The following is a 16,116-nucleotide window of genomic DNA, read 5'->3' on the forward strand; positions in this document are numbered from 1 at the left end:
GGAAGCCAAAGGCGGATGCTGTGCAGCTAAAAAGCATTGCTCGGAAACGATGTAAATTCAATACAAATTTCACAGATTTCACAAATTGAATTCGTGGAAATTTGTGCAATCCGTGTTATCTAAAATGTAAAAGGAACCAAATAGGTTCCTTTTTTATTAACCATTAAGAGATTAAGGCTCATTAAGTTTTTAATGCCACTTATTATCTTAATGTTTTAAATCTTAAATTAATTTGTCGCCTTATAGTATTTCAGCATTCTTCTGACAAGCTTGACTGTGAAATAAATCACTACAATCGCCATTACGACAACAACGCTTTGCCAGACAAAAAGTCCGATACTAAAATCTTCTGTAAGTGTATCCATACTCAAATATACAAATTTATTTCCATCGCAGGCTTTCCATAATGTGCTGCATGTCGTTTTTCACATAACTCGCGGCCGGCATTACCGAATCAAAATTGGGTTTCGCATAAAAATAAACCGAACAATCCAGGAAATGATGAATGCTGTCAGTCACATAAAACTGCCCGTTGGTCGCCGCATTCCCATTTACAGAATAAAACATGCCGTAAACTTTGTCATCTTTATTAATAAACGGTTGCTCCAAAATCTGGTCGGCTTTGATGACGTGCTCGTAAGTGAGTTTCTGCGCGTCTCTCAAAAGCACATCGATATTCCCCTGAATCGGTTTGTAGCTTAAATAAATCGTCGCTTTCATCTTCGGGTAATCGATGGTGAAATTGCAGGCTGTTTTTTCCTTGATTACGGCGTCAGAATTGATGTCGAAAGTAAACGGGCATTCGTTTTCAAAATGGTCGTATTCAGCAACTTTGTAGTCAAGCCGCAATTGTGCCGCGGGTTTAGGAAGCGGATCTTCTTTACAACTAAAAGTCAAAACACAAATCAATCCTAAAACCAAAAATTTTATAGTCTGTTTTTTCATACCGTCTTTGCGAGGCACGAAGCAATCTTTCAATCGCTATCGCAAATCGCCTCTTAAATTATTAATCCAATGTGACTTTAACCTGTTTTATCCGCTTCTTATCCACCACTTCAATCGTAAAGTGGCAGTTTTCAAAATGCAGCTTCTGCCCTTTCTTCGGGAAATTCCCTAAAACTTCGAGTATCAATCCCGCTAAAGTCTCGGCTTCACCTTTTGCAGTTTCAAAATGACTTTCTTCCACTTCAACAATTCTGTAAAAATCTTTAAGCGCAATTTTGCCTTCAAAAAGGAAATTTTTCTCGTCGATTTGAGAGAAATTGATATTCTCATCGTCAAATTCATCACTGATATCGCCTACGATTTCCTCAATGATATCTTCCAAAGAAACCAATCCGGAAGTGCCGCCATATTCGTCAACGACAATCGCCAAATGGCTTTTCATGCTTTGGAAATCCTTTAAAAGATTATCGAGTTTCTTATTTTCAGGAACGAAAAACGGTTCTCTTATCAAACTCGCCCAGTCGAAATCTTTCTTATCGATGTGCGGCAGAACGTCTTTCACAAACAAAACGCCTTCGATAGTATCGATATTGTCGCGATAAACCGGAATTCTAGAAAAACCTTTATCGACGATTTTTTCAAATATCGAAGCAAAGCTTTCGGTGATTTCAAGCGCAAAAATATCGATTCGCGGGCTCATAACCTGCTTCGTGTCGGTATTTCCGAAAGAAACGATGCCTTCGAGGATTTTTTGTTCTTCTGTGGAAGTTTCTTCGGTTGATGTCAGTTCCAAAGCCTGAGACAATTGGTCGACCGACAAACTCGTTTTTTGCTTTCCGAGTTTATCGTGAAGATAATTCGTCACAGAACGCATCGGCAAACTTATTGGCGAAAGCAATTGATCCAACACCGAAATCGGAACGGCGATCAGCAATGCAAATTTCATATTATTGCGGTTCGCATATACTTTCGGCAAAACTTCCCCGAAAAATAAGATGAGAAAAGTCACAAAAACAACCTCAACCACAAATTTCAGTGCTTCCGAAGTTATCGAAGCAAACAGGTTTTTTCCAATAAAAGAAAAAAGAATGACAACACCAATATTGATGAAATTGTTGGCAACCAATAAAGTAGCGAGTAATTTTTTGGGTTTCTCGAGCAGTTTCGAAATGATTTTTACTTTGGAAGGCTCATCGGCTGCCGCCGCATCGATATCTTGTTGTGAAAGCGAAAAGAAAGCCACTTCTGCGCCCGAAACAATGGCCGTACAAAAAAGCAGCACAAAAATCCCGATAAAACCGAAGAGCAAACCGGTATCTAAATTCTCAAAAATGGCTAAACTGGGAGGTTCGGGATCCAAAAGATTGGGTATTAATTAAACAATCAGAACGGCAAATCGTTTTCAGGAAGTGCGTGGCTCTGTGCGTCATAACTGGTTTTGTTGTCTGGCTGGCGGAATGATTCTGTTTCCTTTTTCGTAGTCAGGAATGTAAATTCTGTCACCTGGATTTCTGTTGTGTATTTTGTAGAACCGTCTTCGGCCTGCCATTGACGTGATTTGATCCTGCCTTCTACATAAATCTTATCTCCTTTCGTCAAATATTTCTCACAGATTTCTGCCGCTTTATTGCGAATGATGAGATTGTGCCATTCGGTCGAAGTGATTTTTTCGTTGGTCGTTTTGTTGACATACACTTCATTGGTCGCCAACGGAAAACGCCCGATGCAGTTGCCGCCGTCAAAATAATGCATCTTCACGTCGTCGCCGAGATGGCCGATCAGCATGACTTTATTTAAGGTTCCGTTGTTCATCGTGGGTTTTGTTTGATTACCAAATATACTACTTTTTGGATTAGCGCAAAAATTCCTTTTCGAGAAAGTTAAAAATGACGATTGGAAACGGAAAGGCTTTTAGCGTTTTATAATCGACGCCGCCATTCAAAAAACCTTTGACTTTGACTTTCCTGAACTTTATATTTAAGTGCTGGTGCGTTAATTTATGGATTTGATTATTCGGGCTGAATTCAGAAACGACATCGATTTCATTTTCGATAAAATGACTTTCTTTTAATTTATGGATGAAAGCTTCAAGGTCAATTTCGGCTTCAGTTTCGATCAAAGGAAATTCATATAAATTCTCCCAAATGCCTTTGCCTTCCCGTTTTCGGATGATGGTATTTTGGTTTTCATCTTCAAAAATGATGTAATTGAAGAAACGATTAGTGACTTTTAACTTTTTCGATTTTACGGGAAGCTGGTCGACTTTGTTCTTTTGTAAAGCCGCGCAGCTTTGATTCATCGGGCAAATGCTGCAATTTGGGTTTTTCGGAACGCATTGCAACGCACCGAATTCCATTATCGCCTGATTGAAGGTTGCGGGATTATCTTTCGGCATTAATTCCAAAGCTAAATTCTGGAATTCCCTTTTTGCTGATGGCGATGAAATATCGGTTTCAATATCGAAATATCGTGAAAGTACACGGTAAACATTTCCATCAACTACCGGAACGGCCTCATTATAGGAAAACGAAGCGATTGCGGCGGCCGTGTAATCTCCGACGCCTTTTAATTCGAGTAAATTTTTGTAGTTATTCGGGAAAATTCCGTTCAGTTCAAACGCAACAAATTGCGCAGTTTTATGCAGATTTCTCGCACGCGAATAGTATCCTAAGCCTTGCCAAAGCTTTAAAACCTGTTCTTCTGAAGCATTCGCGAGGTCAAAAACGGTCGGAAACGCTTCCGTAAACGCAAAAAAATACGGCATTCCCTGCGCGACGCGCGTCTGCTGCAGCATGATTTCAGACAACCAGATAAAGTATGGATTTTGCGTATTGCGCCACGGCAAATCGCGTTTGTTTTCTAAATACCACCTGATTAATAAGTTAGAAAAATCCATGTTTAAATTAAGGTCAACAAAAGTAAAAGTTTATGTGATTAAATTTTAATGAATTAGGTTGATTAATTGTTTTTTAAATTCATATATTTGCAACCTCAAAAAATATTACAAAATAATAAATACGAAAGAAAATGACGAAAGCAGATATCGTAGCAAAGATTTCAGAAAAATTAGGCCTTGAAAAAGGAGACGTTCAGGCAACAGTAGAATCTTTTATGGATGAAGTGAAGACTTCACTCGAAACAGGAGACAACGTTTACTTAAGAGGTTTCGGAAGTTTCATCATCAAAACGAGAGCTGAAAAAACCGGCAGAAACATTTCTAAAAACACCACGATCAAAATCCCTGCACACAACATTCCGGCATTCAAACCTGCAAAAGTGTTTGTTGAAGGCGTGAAAACAAATAACGAAGCAAAATAAACCATTTATTAATCACAAAATCACCAACTATGCCAAGTGGTAAAAAAGAAAAAGACATAAGGTAGCGACCCACAAAAGAAAAAAACGTGCGAGAGCTAACCGCCACAAAAAGAAAAAGTAGTTCTAAACTACTTTTTTCTTTTAGAATTAAACGTTCATTGAAATCGGGATTTCAGATTGCAGTCCAAAGCCAGCAGACGGCAGGAATGGCAGCTTAAAATCCTATTGTAACAAAATTTGTCCAATCCATTTTGGGTTCAAGATTCAGGGCGCAAGGTTCAGGGTAAAAAACCCATTACCCTGTACCCATTATCCTGTACCCCAAAATAAAAATTTACAGTGTGAATAAAGAACTTATCATCAGATCAAGTTCTGAAGCCGTAGATTTTGCCTTATTAAAAGATGGAAAACTGGTTGAATTACACAAAGAAGAAGAGAAAAGCAACTTCCAGGTTGGCGATATATTTTTAGCCAAAATCAGGAAACCCGTTGCCGGACTGAATGCTGCTTTTGTAAACGTAGGCTTCGAGAAAGATGCCTTTTTGCATTATCACGATTTGGTTCCGAACCTCGCTTCACAGTTGAAATTCATCAAACTGGTTACGACAGGAAAAATAAAAGATTATACTTTAAAGGGCTTTCAGTTCGAAAAGGAAATCAATAAGGACGGCGTCGTTACTGACGTTTTGAGCGCCAACCAGTCGATTTTAGTACAGGTCGTCAAAGAACCTATCTCTACCAAAGGGCCAAGAATCAGCTCTGAGCTGTCTCTCGCCGGTAGGTTTATTGTTCTCGTTCCTTTTTCTGACAGAGTTTCGATATCACAAAAAATCGAATCCAAAGAAGAAAAAGATCGTCTTAAACGACTCGTGCAATCCATCAAACCGAAAGGTTTCGGCGTCATCGTGAGAACGGTAGCCGAAGGCAAAAAAGTCGCGGAATTAGAAAAGGACTTGACAACATTGCTCGACAGATGGTCGGGAATGTGTAAAAAATTACCAACTGCTCATCATCCGTCAAAGGTTTTGGGAGAGCTCAACAGGGCTTCTTCGATCCTCAGAGACGTATTTAACGATTCCTTCAGCGGAATTTTCATAGATGACGAAGAGTTGTTCTACCAAACGAAGGATTATGTGGCGGAAATCGCCCCTTCAAAACAATCAATAGTTAAACATTATCACTCTAAAGACACTCCCATTTTCGAAAAATACAACATAGAGAGACAAATCAAGACTTCATTCGGAAAAACAGTTTCGATGAGCAAGGGCGCTTATTTGATAATCGAACATACCGAAGCTTTGCACGTTATCGACGTGAACAGCGGCAACCGTTCGAACAAAGCCTCCAACCAGGAAGACACCGCGCTTGAAGTCAACATGATTGCTGCCGCGGAAATCGCAAGACAATTGCGCCTTCGCGATATGGGCGGAATCATCGTAATCGATTTTATCGATATGTCGAATCCCGAAAACCGAAAAGTATTGTTCGAATTCCTTCGGGAAGAAATGAGTGACGATAAAGCAAAACACAAAATCCTGCCGCCGAGCAAATTCGGCCTGGTGCAGATTACAAGACAAAGAGTAAGGCCGGAAGTCAATATCAAGACGCGCGAAGAAGACCCGAACAATGAAAACGGAGAAATCGAAGCGCCAATTTTGATTATCGACAAAATCACTTCCGATCTTGAAAGAATACTCAAAAATCACAAAGGAACCGTGTTGAACGTACATCCTTTTGTGGCCGCATACTTATCAAACGGATGGATGTCGGTGCGTGTCAAATGGTTCATGGAACACAAAAAATGGATCAAGATCATCCCGCGCGACGCTTACACGTTTTTAGAATACCATTTCTTTGACAAACAGGGGAATGAAATTAAAGATTAGTCGAAAGTTACAAGTCGAAAGTCGAAAGACCTCAACTAAACTTAAAACTACATAAATAAAAAACCGCCTTTCGTGAGATTGGCGGTTTTTTTATGGGTTTTAGAGAAAAGAGTTAAGAATCAAGAATCAAGACTTCAGTTTGCGTAAAATCTTGACTCTTGATTCTTGATTCTTGATTCTTGACTCTTGATTCTTGATTCTTGATTCTATTTAATCATCAGTTTCTTAACTACAGCTTTACTTCCCGAAACAATCTTCACGAAATACATGCCATGCGATAATTTCGAGACATCTATTGAAGTTGCATCATTCTGGGCAATATGCTGCAAAATCAGTTTGCCCTGAATATCGTATAATGTAATCGTAGCTTCAGCTATTTTTTCGTTGAATCTGATGTTAACTTTATCAGAAGCCGGATTCGGAGCCATTTCTAAATTGGCGAAATTCGGATTATCAACATTCATCAAACTCACAAGTTCTGTTGTAACTGTATTGGTTGCAACAGCCGCATTGAAATCAAAATAAATATCTGCATCCGCTGAGATAATATCGCCAACCGCTAAAGTCGCCTTCGGTTTTACTTTGTAAGTAATGTAACCATGACTTTGTGGCTCATTGTCGCTTCCCGGAAGGTTGATGTTGTTGAAAGTAAAGGTGACTTCATTTCCGATACGCTGTGTTGTGAATTCGTGGCTCGACATTACCGGCCTGAACGATTCCCAATCGAGTTTTGCATCGAGGTCAGCGATAATTTTTACGTTTATTGCTTCTGCATTTCCGGTATTCTGGAAACGGATGGTGTAATTCAAATCTTCTGCGACCTGGTTTTGCAGGATTTCAGCGCCTTGTTGCACCGTAATGTCATTCGGGTCATACGAATTCACAATCATTTGGTATACCGTCGCATGGTTGTTTGCTACATTGGCGTCAAGATTTACGGTATCCATATTGAAATCGAATGTCAGCACATCACCCTGATTGGCCGTTGGCGGTTGCATTACTGTAAAATAAACTGTGAAAGTTCTCCATCCGAAAGGCGGAATGTTATCAATATAAAAGTTAAGCGTATTGCTGATTAAACTCGTTTCTGCAGGATAAGCGCTGGTGAAAATTAACTTCGAAGTATCAAAATTAAGCTGTGCATTACCGCTGAATGACGTTGTTCCTATGTTCTGTACATACATCGTATAACTCACCTGAAATCCAGGTCTAGCATTCATATTCGGGTAGAAATAAACCGCCGCATCAGTGACGGGAGCAGGAATAGTAAGACACCAGTCTTTGCCGTAAGATTGCCCTGTTCCGGTAACATCTATTGTATAATCCATTTCGGCAGAAGCGTAGTCTGCAGGCAAACTCGCTAAAAACACATGATAAACGCCTTCCGCTAAATTTCCAAAATTGTAATACCCAAAGTTATTAGTATAGGTATAATAGATGGTATTGTTCAAAATCAGTCCAACTGCGATATTTGACGCTGCCGGATCGTTTGTGCCACAGCCATTTGCATCTGCATCCAGCCTGATTGTTCCTGAAATGGAATTCCCGGTACATGTCTGCCCGTTCAAATACAATGGGTAAACCATGGCACACGCCGATTAATACTGTTAATCCTGATATAAATAACCCGCGACGGCGCATCAATTGTATATGCCGAAAGGTTTCCTGTCACGGTGAAGATATCATTCGGGCAAACGCATTTGCATCCGCCTCATTCTCATAAAACAATACTTCATATTGTGTCGGAACATCAGCATATATCTGTGTGGCTAATGCAGCCAAATCAAAAACAGCTGTGCCGTTATTCATGCAGCTTACAAGCTCGGTAGATATATTTTCCAGTGGTGCAAACGGTACAATCGTAATGGTAAACGCCTGCTCCTGAATACAGGTTGGCGTAACCGAACTGTCTTCAAGATAAACATAGAGTGTTGTTGTGCTTGTGAAGACATTTCCGGCCGAAAATATGACATTGTCAGGATTATACGGTTCGCCCGCAAATTTATAGAAAGCGCCATAAGGCAATTCCGGAAGCGTATAAGACGAACAGTAAGTTGCATTTGGCGGCGCAATTGAAGCCACATTGGCAATCGTAACCTTAAAAGTATCCTGATTGCTGCACGTTCCGTTAGTGTTGTACACGTATACGTTCTGTGTTGATGTAATCGGAGTTCCGACCGCCAAAGGCCCGGCACCATTTGCAGCACTATAATAACCTGAGCCAGCAATTGTCAGCGGAGGCAAAGTAAAACTGCCACAAACCACCACATCCGGAAAAACATCAACCGCAGGCAATGGCAATACCGTAAGCTGCATTGAAGTAATTACGTAACACGACGGGTCTGAAATGTTCGACATCCTGATAAATAATTCCCTTGTAGGCGAAATAACAGTATTCCCGTTCACGGTTGTTAATGCAGCGCCATTTTCGGCCGCCGTTTGCGTCGCATGGAAAGTGATGGCATAATGCGCCGGATCCTGCGCGCCTAAAATTGAATTGATGGTATTGGTAAGATTAAACATCGCCATCGGCGGAGTATCCATTGAATTCCTGGCACACAACGTTAGGTTTGCAGGAACCGCTGCAATGACAGGCTGCAGAATGATATTCAGGGTAAATGAACGCACTACAAAACATTCTGCATTGCCCACCTGGATCCGCGCATAGATCGTCTTGCCGCTTTGGGTAGTCAACAAATTATAAGAATTGCCAAGCATGCCCGAAGCCGTATTGGCATTCGCATCTTCAAAACTGTCAAAATAAGTCACCGTTGTATTGGCCGGCAAATCATCAGTTGTATTTGCAGGCGTATTGTGGTTCAGTATTTTCGTTGTAGTTGCTGAAAAATCGACCGTATAAAACGATGCGCCGGTATTGCAGATATACACAGCTGGTATTTCAATCGCATCGTAAGTAAAAACCGTACTGATCACCACTGATTGTGTATAAATATTACCGCATGCATCGGTTACCGCGCAGGTATAATTTCCCGGCGTTGTTACGGATATTGTATTGGAAGTAGCGCCCGGAATAAATGCTGCATCGGCCGACCATTGGTACACCAGGTTTTGTCCTGTACCAATTGCAGTGATGGTTACAACACCAGGATTATCTCCGCATATCAATGAATTTGTAATTTCCAGATAAAAGGCAGACGAGGCTTCAATATTTACCTGAAACGAAGCTTCGTCAGTGCAGATCATTGGCGCAACGCCACTTGCAGCCTTCACATAAATCGTCTGCGATGCCGTGATGACCATTCCCGGAAACAATTCCATTGTATAGTTAGAATCTGCATAATAATGCCCGACCTGGAGCGGCGGTAACGTATAACTGCCGCAAGTAGTGACATTTGCAAACGCCGGTAAATGCGGCGAAGGTATGATGTGGATATCAAATGACGATTCGGTTGAACAAATACCGTTGTCAACACGCTCATAAATGGTATAATCTCCGGGCACAGTGAAAAAAGTACCGGGCGCAATTGCGGGCACCGCGCCATTAGGAGCCGTATAATACATCACATCATTGCCAATCGGCGCAGGCAACGTATAAAAATCACAGGCAAATACATCCGGCATAGGCATTAAAACCGGAGGCGAACTCCAGCGCACCTGAAAATCCGAATAAGCATATTCTGAGGTTTCCGTATTGGTCACACGCACAAAAATCGTTTGCTGCTGCTGGGCAACAAAAGAAGTGGTGTTGGTGATGAAGGGAAAACCCTCGATGGCCGCCGATTCCGTCAAATGGTAAGTGACGTGATACGTATTCGGATTCTGGTTGCCCAAAGCCAGCGGCGTTTCAACTTCAAGATTGAAAACTTCGTTGCCGCACTGCGACAAATCGATAGGCGTGTAAACTTCGACCTGCGCAAAGGCACAGTACGAAAAGAGAATGGTAATGATTGCGAAAAGTAATTTTTGTTTCATGATGTGGTTGGATTTGCATGTTAAACAAATTAACGCAATAATACCCTACCTCAAACATGGTTAACAGCTATTTTGCCAACAGCTCTTTCATCAGCTGGTTTTCCCACTGCAGCTTCCTGATTTCCTCGGCCTGTTGTGCAATAAGGGCATCCTGTGCCGACGGGAAAAATTCATTGCGCGCATATGCTGCCGGAAGCGCATTGGCCAGGTCCATGAAGAAATTATACTGCAGCGCATGGCTCAGCCGCCACAAGTTTGACGCCTGTGTCGAAGACCTTTTCTCATAGGAATAGATGGCCGTACTCGGCACGCCGATCTTCTGTGCAACTTCCTTGCGCACGCTTAAGTGCTTGTCCAGGTACTTCCGAAGCATGCTTCCGATATGGGGTTGATTGTCCATGATGTTTAGTTTTGATTGATAGTTATCAAAAAATTATACATATAATATATATTATTATAAAGATATAAATAATAATTATACACTCAGTAATTCATTAAACAAATAAAATTACCCGATTGTATCCTCATTAATGCAGCAAAGAATTATGTGCTACCTGATTATACACTCATTAATGCAGGAAAGAATCAGGTGACACCTGATTATACATTACGGTACCGCTTTGAAGAATTCCCTATAGGGGGATTATACACCGGGCAACCGCGGAAAGAATTCCCATTCCTATCTGTGCTTGTTCCTTCATTTGGAATGTATTGGAAAAAGAATGTACTTTTGCGCATTTCCTAATCTCCGCATAACAATTCAGTAACAACGATGAACGAAACACTCAAGTGGCATAATTTTCTGAAGGAACTCGGCAACCTCTGCTTTTTCTGGTTTACGGGAATAGTGTTTTTCTTTATCCACCGTGTTGTCTTTATATTGATCTACCGCGCGCAATTAGGCCGAATGCAGATGCGACAGATTTTTTGCAGACTTTCTTCATGGGATTTCGCTTCGATGCGACGGCTATCTGCTATTTTTTACTGCTGCCTTTCTTATTGCTTCTGGTTTTATGGCCTTTCGGAAAAGTCGAAATCGTGCGCAAAACCAGGATGGTCTGCCAGTATCTTTTTGTGATCGTTTCGACGATCATTTGCATCGTGACGTATAATTATTTTCGCGAATACAACGACCAGTTCAATAATTTCCTGTTCCTCGGGCTTTATGACGACCAGAAAGCGGTGCTTCAGACGATCATTGAATACTTCAATCCGGTGCTCAATTCAATTGCCATCATTGCGACCATCGCCATTACGCTTTTCGTGTTCAGGAAGTTTGAAAAAGGAGAACGCATCTTTCGGTTTTTACAGAAATTCCAGAGCAAGCCGATGCGCGTTTTGTTGATTGTATTAACGCTTTTCTGCTTTATCAGCAGCATCAGGGGCTCTTTCACGAAAGTGCCTGCGATAAAGAAATGGTCGGCGGTGGCCAAAGACAACTTCCTGAATAAGACCATCCTGAATCCTTATCGCTCGTTCATTTCGGCATTGCATGAATTCAACGAACTCAATTATATCGATGGCAAGAACCCGTTCATCGAAAAGAAGAACGAAGACATTACCGACTTATATCCAGCGCAACAACTCGTTAGCGGCATCATCGAAAAAGAAGCCAAAGGCGATACGATTGCAAAGCCAAAGCAGATTTTCCTGGTGGTAATGGAAAGCTACGATTCTTGGCCGCTGATGGACAAATATGCGCCATTCGGATTTTCCAGGAATCTCAAAGCCATTGCGGATAAGGGAATGGGTTATGACAATTTCCTTCCGGGCGGGCATGCAACTTTGTTTTCTTTTGGCGCGATTATTACGGGCGTTCCTTACACGGGCGTTAACATCAGTTACCTCGGTCATCTGCACGAGCCGTACAAAAGCTCGATATTCCTGCAGTTCAAGAAGCTCGGTTATGAAACGAATTTCTTCTACGGCGGTTTCCTTTCATGGGAACATGTGGGCGAATTTGTGCCTTACCAGGGTGCCGATCATGTGTATTCGGGCGCAGATATGGGCGGGAAATCTGATTCGGGCGAATGGGGCGTTGAAGATGAGAAGCTTTTTGATTTGGTTTTGCAGAAAGTCGACCCGAAAAAATATACGCTGAATGTTATCCTGACCTCGAGCTACCATCCGCCGTATGCGATTGATATTTACAAGAAAGGATTTCCGTATAAATCGGCCGCAGATTTCCCGAAGGAAGTACGACAATATTACAAAGGCGGCATGAACATGCAGGAATTGGGGCATTTGTGGTATGGCGACAAGGCGATTGGCGATTTTATGGCGAAGGCCGAAAAGAAATATGATACGGGCGTTTTTGGGTTTACAGGCGATCATTACGGACGAAGGTTCATCACGCCTTCACCTGATTTATATGAAAGATCTTCGGTGCCTTTTATTTTATATGGAAAGAATGTTCCGGCTGTAAGAAGCAAAAATCCGGGCTCGCATATCGATATCATCCCGACGCTGATTGAAATGATTGCGCCAAAAGGTTTCAGATATTACAGCTTCGGAAGCGACATGCGCGATCCTGATAAAAAACGCGGCATCGGTCTCACGAAAGTCATTGACCGCAATATCCTCGAGCATTTCGCCAAAGACGAACAGCCCGAGGTCATCGACCTGCATACTTTTAAGGAGCAGAAGGAAAAAGCGGCGCGTTATAAAAAGAGCATGATGACATGATGGCGCTGGCCTGGCATTATACGATGCGCGGCGATACTTTAGTTGATCAGAAGAAAAAGAAGTAGTAAAAGGCCCTCGACTGCGCTCGGGGTGACAGCGTGATGTCTCGATAAAAATGAGTTTCCCATTGAGCAGGATTTGTCACCCCGAGCGCAGTCGAGGGGCTTTATTGATTAACAATATCAATCTTCCTCCGGATCTCATTGCCATCTTCATCCACAACAGTAATATAATGAATGCCCGTTGAAGGCGTAATCGGCATCTCGTGAAATGTCTTAGTCGTGCCTTTGAACACGTTGTCAACATACCAATATAATGTGCTTTCGCGGTCAGAATGCGCGACTTTGAGAATTACCGGCTGCACCTGGCTGTTGAAGTTTTTTGTCAAATAGATTTTGCTGCTGGCTTTCGGGTAAATGAAATCCATTGATGAAGTCTGGTTGCCGGCGCAATCAGGGCGGAAAGGCGGCAACGGCAGGTAATCAACATGTTGGTTTTTGTAATACCATTCCATTACCGGCGGCAGTACGAACCATTTTTTGGTGACGATATTCGCCACATCTTCGCAACTGCTGTTGATACGGAATTTTTCGGACTTGTCTAAATGTACGGTTTTATGGTACGGACATACGGCTGTAGTTTTTCCTTTTAGCGAAACGAATTGCTTGATTTTCGGGCAATCTTCATGGGCGAGGTAACCGCTGAGCGAACAGACTTCAACTTCCTCGAGGTCATTCAGCGGCGCATCGAACCATTTTTTCCTTGGCAATAAATTAAATACATCGAATAAAATCGGGGCTGCGCTTGAAACTCCGGTTAGCGTCGGACGGCCTTCGCCTGTGGCATTTCCAACCCATACACCAACGACATAACGCGAATTCGTACCAATCGCCCACGCATCGCGGTTGCCGAAACTTGTCCCGGTTTTCCATGCGATTTTTAGTGAACTGTCATAGAATTTCCAGGCTTCGTCGCCTTCGGGGCGGTTGACTTCCTCCATCGCATTATACGTCAGCCAGATGGAACCGGCGCCTAAGATTGTTTTCTGGTAGCTTTGCTTTCCGAAATCGACTTTGAAATTGCTGTCGTAGTTGAGTTCGGCGAATTCATTTGTGCGGTATTTTCCCTCATTTTTATTGAAGTAATCAACGGTTGACGACATTCCGGCATAAGTGCGGCACAAATCCCACAAATTGCTTTCGGCACCGCCCAGGATCAATGATAAGCCGTAATTGCCGGAGCTTCGGTTGATGTCGTGCAGTTTAAATTCCTGTAACCTGTCATAGAATTTCTGTACGCCATAATCCTGCAGCATCAATACCGCCGGAATATTCAGCGACCGCGATAATGCCCTGTGTGCAGGAACCGCTCCGTCAAAAGTGAGGTTGTAGTTTTCGGGCGTATAACCTGAAATCTGTGTCGGGACATCGGGCACTAATGTATTGGGCAGCAATTCGCCTTCGTCGAGCATCGCGGCATATAGCAATGGCTTTAAGATACTGCCTGTACTTCTTGGTGCGCCAATGATATCGACATCTTTCTGGTGAAACTGATCAGTTGGCGCATTGCCTACATAGCTCATCACATTGCGGTTTTGCACGTCGATAACCATAATGGCAAGGTTGTTCACTTCGTTTTGGCGGTATTGGTTGTAATAATAGCGCGCAATCTGGTTGACGCGGTTTTGCAATGCGATGTCAACCGTGGTTTTTACACGCGTTCCTTCTTGTTTTTTGGCGATGCGTTGCAATAAATGCGGCGCTATTTGCGGCAGATCGAATGGCTTTTGCGGCAGTGGCTCGGCAATCGATAATTGATAGGTTTGTTTGTCAATGGTGCCTTGCTGCAGCAATTTCAATAACAAATTATCGCGTTTGATGCGCAACCGTTCCTGATTTTTTCCGGGATAAATGAGACTCGGCGCGTTGGGCAGCACCGCCAGTGTCGCGCTTTCCGCCCATGACAATTGGTGTGATTGTATGCCGAAATAACGCCAGGAAGCCATTTCGAGCCCAACGACATTGCCGCCAAAAGGCGCGTGCGCGGCATACAATTCTAAAATCGTGTTTTTGGAATGGCGGAATTCAAGTCGCGTGGCTAAAATCACTTCTATCAGCTTTTCGAAATAAGTGCGCTCCTGCCCTTTCCGCGACAGTCGGATGACTTGTTGCGTGAGTGTACTTCCGCCACGAACGACCTTTCCGGCAGCATGATTTTGTCGCACTGCATTGACCATTGCGATGGGATTGAATCCCGGATGGGTGTAAAAATACTGGTCTTCAAAGGCGACGATGCATTTCTTGAATTTATCGGGAATGCTGTCCTGCGCCGGGAATCGCCATTGCCCGTCTTTTGCGATTTTGGCGCCGAGTAGTTCACCGTCATTGCTTTCAATTACTGTGGAATATGGTTCCTTGAAAAGTGTTCGCGGCAGGCAGAAATAATACGCAATCAACAAAATGAAAGCAATGGATGATTTGATTTTGTTGCGTTTGATCCAGTTTGATATGCGTTGAAAAAAAGCTTTGATTTTTGTTTTCACGGCTTTCAGTTGTTAAGAAAAAAGTTGTCCCAAAAATCATATTGTTTTCCGCGAAACCGCTTCTTGAACCGACGAACCAATGTGTCTTTATCCGAAGTCGGATTCTCGTAGTATTCGATAGTTTTGGCGATACAATCCTCACCTATTTCGGAAAGCACAATTTGTTTTCTGCGAATGAGTTGGCCATTGCACCATTCAAAGAACGTTCTTGTTTCTTCGCCGTGGCAACTTCCGCTGTACTCGACTTTAAGTGTTTTTCCATTGTTGCCAATTACATATTCTTCCGCGCCTGCGAAAAAACTTCCCGCATAAATTATGGTATTATTCCCGGGCGAAAAATGATAGAATTCATTCCAGAAATTGCCATTAATATTATAGTGCCCTTGGGTTATGATTTCATTTTTTCCATCGCCATCATAATCTTTAAAGGCAACTTGAAAAATATCATTTGGCGTTTTATGGCTACCGATTTTCTGCCATTTTTTGTCATTTAATTGGTAGAAACTCACAGTTGCATTCATTTGAGAAGAAATATCAACCGCGTAAATTTTCTCCTTATCTATGAATTTTCCGATGACGATAATGCGCGAAGTATCTTCTTCCATGTACCGGCCGACGGGATAAAACAAACTGTCGCTTTTGGCAAATTCACTGGCGCGTAAGGCATAATCGTTTAAGATTTTTTCCACATCGATATGAGAAACCGCAACCGAATCAGGCTGTGGAATTTCCGCAACATTTTTTTCGACATGTTTACTGCTGCAGCCGCAAAGCCACAGCAGTAATCCTGATAAAAATAATCTCATC

The 16,116-nt window shown here is 42.4% G+C and carries 13 protein-coding genes; 3 read left to right on the plus strand and 10 right to left on the minus strand.

What is annotated here, in order from left to right; genetic code table 11:
• Window positions 1-227 precede the first annotated feature (227 nt).
• The 5 genes from ACSLFW_RS01490 to mutY all read right to left on the minus strand — a co-directional run bounded on the left by ACSLFW_RS01490 (window position 228) and on the right by mutY (window position 3,841).
• The gene (locus tag ACSLFW_RS01490; protein WP_436554339.1) at window positions 228-365 is read right to left on the minus strand and encodes a hypothetical protein; all 138 of its coding nucleotides are present in this window, start codon (window positions 363-365) and stop codon (window positions 228-230) included.
• 16 nt (window positions 366-381) lie between these two features.
• Entirely contained in the window at window positions 382-945 is a 564-nt protein-coding gene (gene gldD / locus ACSLFW_RS01495) for a gliding motility lipoprotein GldD (RefSeq protein WP_436554340.1), read from the minus strand.
• 61 nt (window positions 946-1,006) lie between these two features.
• Entirely contained in the window at window positions 1,007-2,305 is a 1,299-nt protein-coding gene (gene gldE, locus ACSLFW_RS01500) for a gliding motility-associated protein GldE (RefSeq protein ID WP_436554341.1), read from the minus strand.
• A gap of 23 nt (window positions 2,306-2,328) precedes the next feature.
• Window positions 2,329-2,757, minus strand: coding sequence for a single-stranded DNA-binding protein (locus ACSLFW_RS01505; protein ID WP_436554342.1), 429 nt, complete (start codon window positions 2,755-2,757; stop codon window positions 2,329-2,331).
• A 40-nt stretch (window positions 2,758-2,797) separates the two neighbouring features.
• On the minus strand, window positions 2,798-3,841 hold the full coding sequence (gene mutY, locus ACSLFW_RS01510; RefSeq protein ID WP_436554343.1) for an A/G-specific adenine glycosylase: 1,044 nt from the start codon (window positions 3,839-3,841) through the stop codon (window positions 2,798-2,800).
• Between the two features lie 131 nt (window positions 3,842-3,972).
• On the opposite strand from mutY, the gene ACSLFW_RS01515 reads away from it, so the two are divergent.
• Window positions 3,973-4,263, plus strand: coding sequence for an HU family DNA-binding protein (locus tag ACSLFW_RS01515; protein WP_091143810.1), 291 nt, complete (start codon window positions 3,973-3,975; stop codon window positions 4,261-4,263).
• A 341-nt stretch (window positions 4,264-4,604) separates the two neighbouring features.
• The gene (locus ACSLFW_RS01520) at window positions 4,605-6,149 is read left to right on the plus strand and encodes an Rne/Rng family ribonuclease (RefSeq protein WP_436554344.1); all 1,545 of its coding nucleotides are present in this window, start codon (window positions 4,605-4,607) and stop codon (window positions 6,147-6,149) included.
• Window positions 6,150-6,355: 206 nt separating this feature from the next.
• On the opposite strand, the gene ACSLFW_RS01525 is transcribed toward ACSLFW_RS01520, so the two are convergent.
• The 3 genes from ACSLFW_RS01525 to ACSLFW_RS01535 all read right to left on the minus strand — a co-directional run bounded on the left by ACSLFW_RS01525 (window position 6,356) and on the right by ACSLFW_RS01535 (window position 10,482).
• Window positions 6,356-7,735, minus strand: coding sequence for a DUF7619 domain-containing protein (locus ACSLFW_RS01525; RefSeq protein WP_436554345.1), 1,380 nt, complete (start codon window positions 7,733-7,735; stop codon window positions 6,356-6,358).
• Window positions 7,736-7,817: 82 nt separating this feature from the next.
• Window positions 7,818-10,082, minus strand: coding sequence for a hypothetical protein (locus ACSLFW_RS01530; RefSeq protein ID WP_436554346.1), 2,265 nt, complete (start codon window positions 10,080-10,082; stop codon window positions 7,818-7,820).
• 67 nt (window positions 10,083-10,149) lie between these two features.
• On the minus strand, window positions 10,150-10,482 hold the full coding sequence (locus tag ACSLFW_RS01535) for a helix-turn-helix domain-containing protein (RefSeq protein ID WP_436554347.1): 333 nt from the start codon (window positions 10,480-10,482) through the stop codon (window positions 10,150-10,152).
• A gap of 527 nt (window positions 10,483-11,009) precedes the next feature.
• Here ACSLFW_RS01535 and ACSLFW_RS01540 point away from each other — a divergent pair.
• Window positions 11,010-12,767 carry an LTA synthase family protein gene (locus tag ACSLFW_RS01540; RefSeq protein ID WP_436554348.1) on the plus strand — a complete coding sequence of 586 codons (1,758 nt, stop codon included), beginning with the start codon at window positions 11,010-11,012 and terminating at the stop codon, window positions 12,765-12,767.
• Between the two features lie 166 nt (window positions 12,768-12,933).
• Here ACSLFW_RS01540 and pbpC read toward each other — a convergent pair whose 3' ends face one another.
• Both pbpC and ACSLFW_RS01550 read right to left on the minus strand, forming a co-directional pair.
• A complete protein-coding gene (gene pbpC, locus ACSLFW_RS01545) occupies window positions 12,934-15,309 on the minus strand; it encodes a penicillin-binding protein 1C (RefSeq protein ID WP_436554349.1) in 2,376 nt (791 codons plus the stop codon).
• Between the two features lie 5 nt (window positions 15,310-15,314).
• Entirely contained in the window at window positions 15,315-16,115 is an 801-nt protein-coding gene (locus tag ACSLFW_RS01550; RefSeq protein WP_436554350.1) for a hypothetical protein, read from the minus strand.
• Window position 16,116: the final 1 nt, after the last annotated feature.

Origin of the sequence: Flavobacterium sp. 3HN19-14 (genome assembly GCF_051373205.1) — a bacterium.
Classification (GTDB): domain Bacteria; phylum Bacteroidota; class Bacteroidia; order Flavobacteriales; family Flavobacteriaceae; genus Flavobacterium.

Coding starts and splice junctions, on each gene's coding strand:
- gldD (WP_436554340.1), bottom strand. CDS start 945: ATGAAAAAACAGACTATAAAATTTTTGGTTTTAGGATTGATTTGTGTT.
- ACSLFW_RS01515 (WP_091143810.1), top strand. CDS start 3,973: ATGACGAAAGCAGATATCGTAGCAAAGATTTCAGAAAAATTAGGCCTT.
- ACSLFW_RS01530 (WP_436554346.1), bottom strand. CDS start 10,082: ATGAAACAAAAATTACTTTTCGCAATCATTACCATTCTCTTTTCGTAC.
- ACSLFW_RS01505 (WP_436554342.1), bottom strand. CDS start 2,757: ATGAACAACGGAACCTTAAATAAAGTCATGCTGATCGGCCATCTCGGC.
- ACSLFW_RS01525 (WP_436554345.1), bottom strand. CDS start 7,735: ATGGTTTACCCATTGTATTTGAACGGGCAGACATGTACCGGGAATTCC.
- ACSLFW_RS01490 (WP_436554339.1), bottom strand. CDS start 365: ATGGATACACTTACAGAAGATTTTAGTATCGGACTTTTTGTCTGGCAA.
- mutY (WP_436554343.1), bottom strand. CDS start 3,841: ATGGATTTTTCTAACTTATTAATCAGGTGGTATTTAGAAAACAAACGC.
- ACSLFW_RS01550 (WP_436554350.1), bottom strand. CDS start 16,115: ATGAGATTATTTTTATCAGGATTACTGCTGTGGCTTTGCGGCTGCAGC.
- ACSLFW_RS01535 (WP_436554347.1), bottom strand. CDS start 10,482: ATGGACAATCAACCCCATATCGGAAGCATGCTTCGGAAGTACCTGGAC.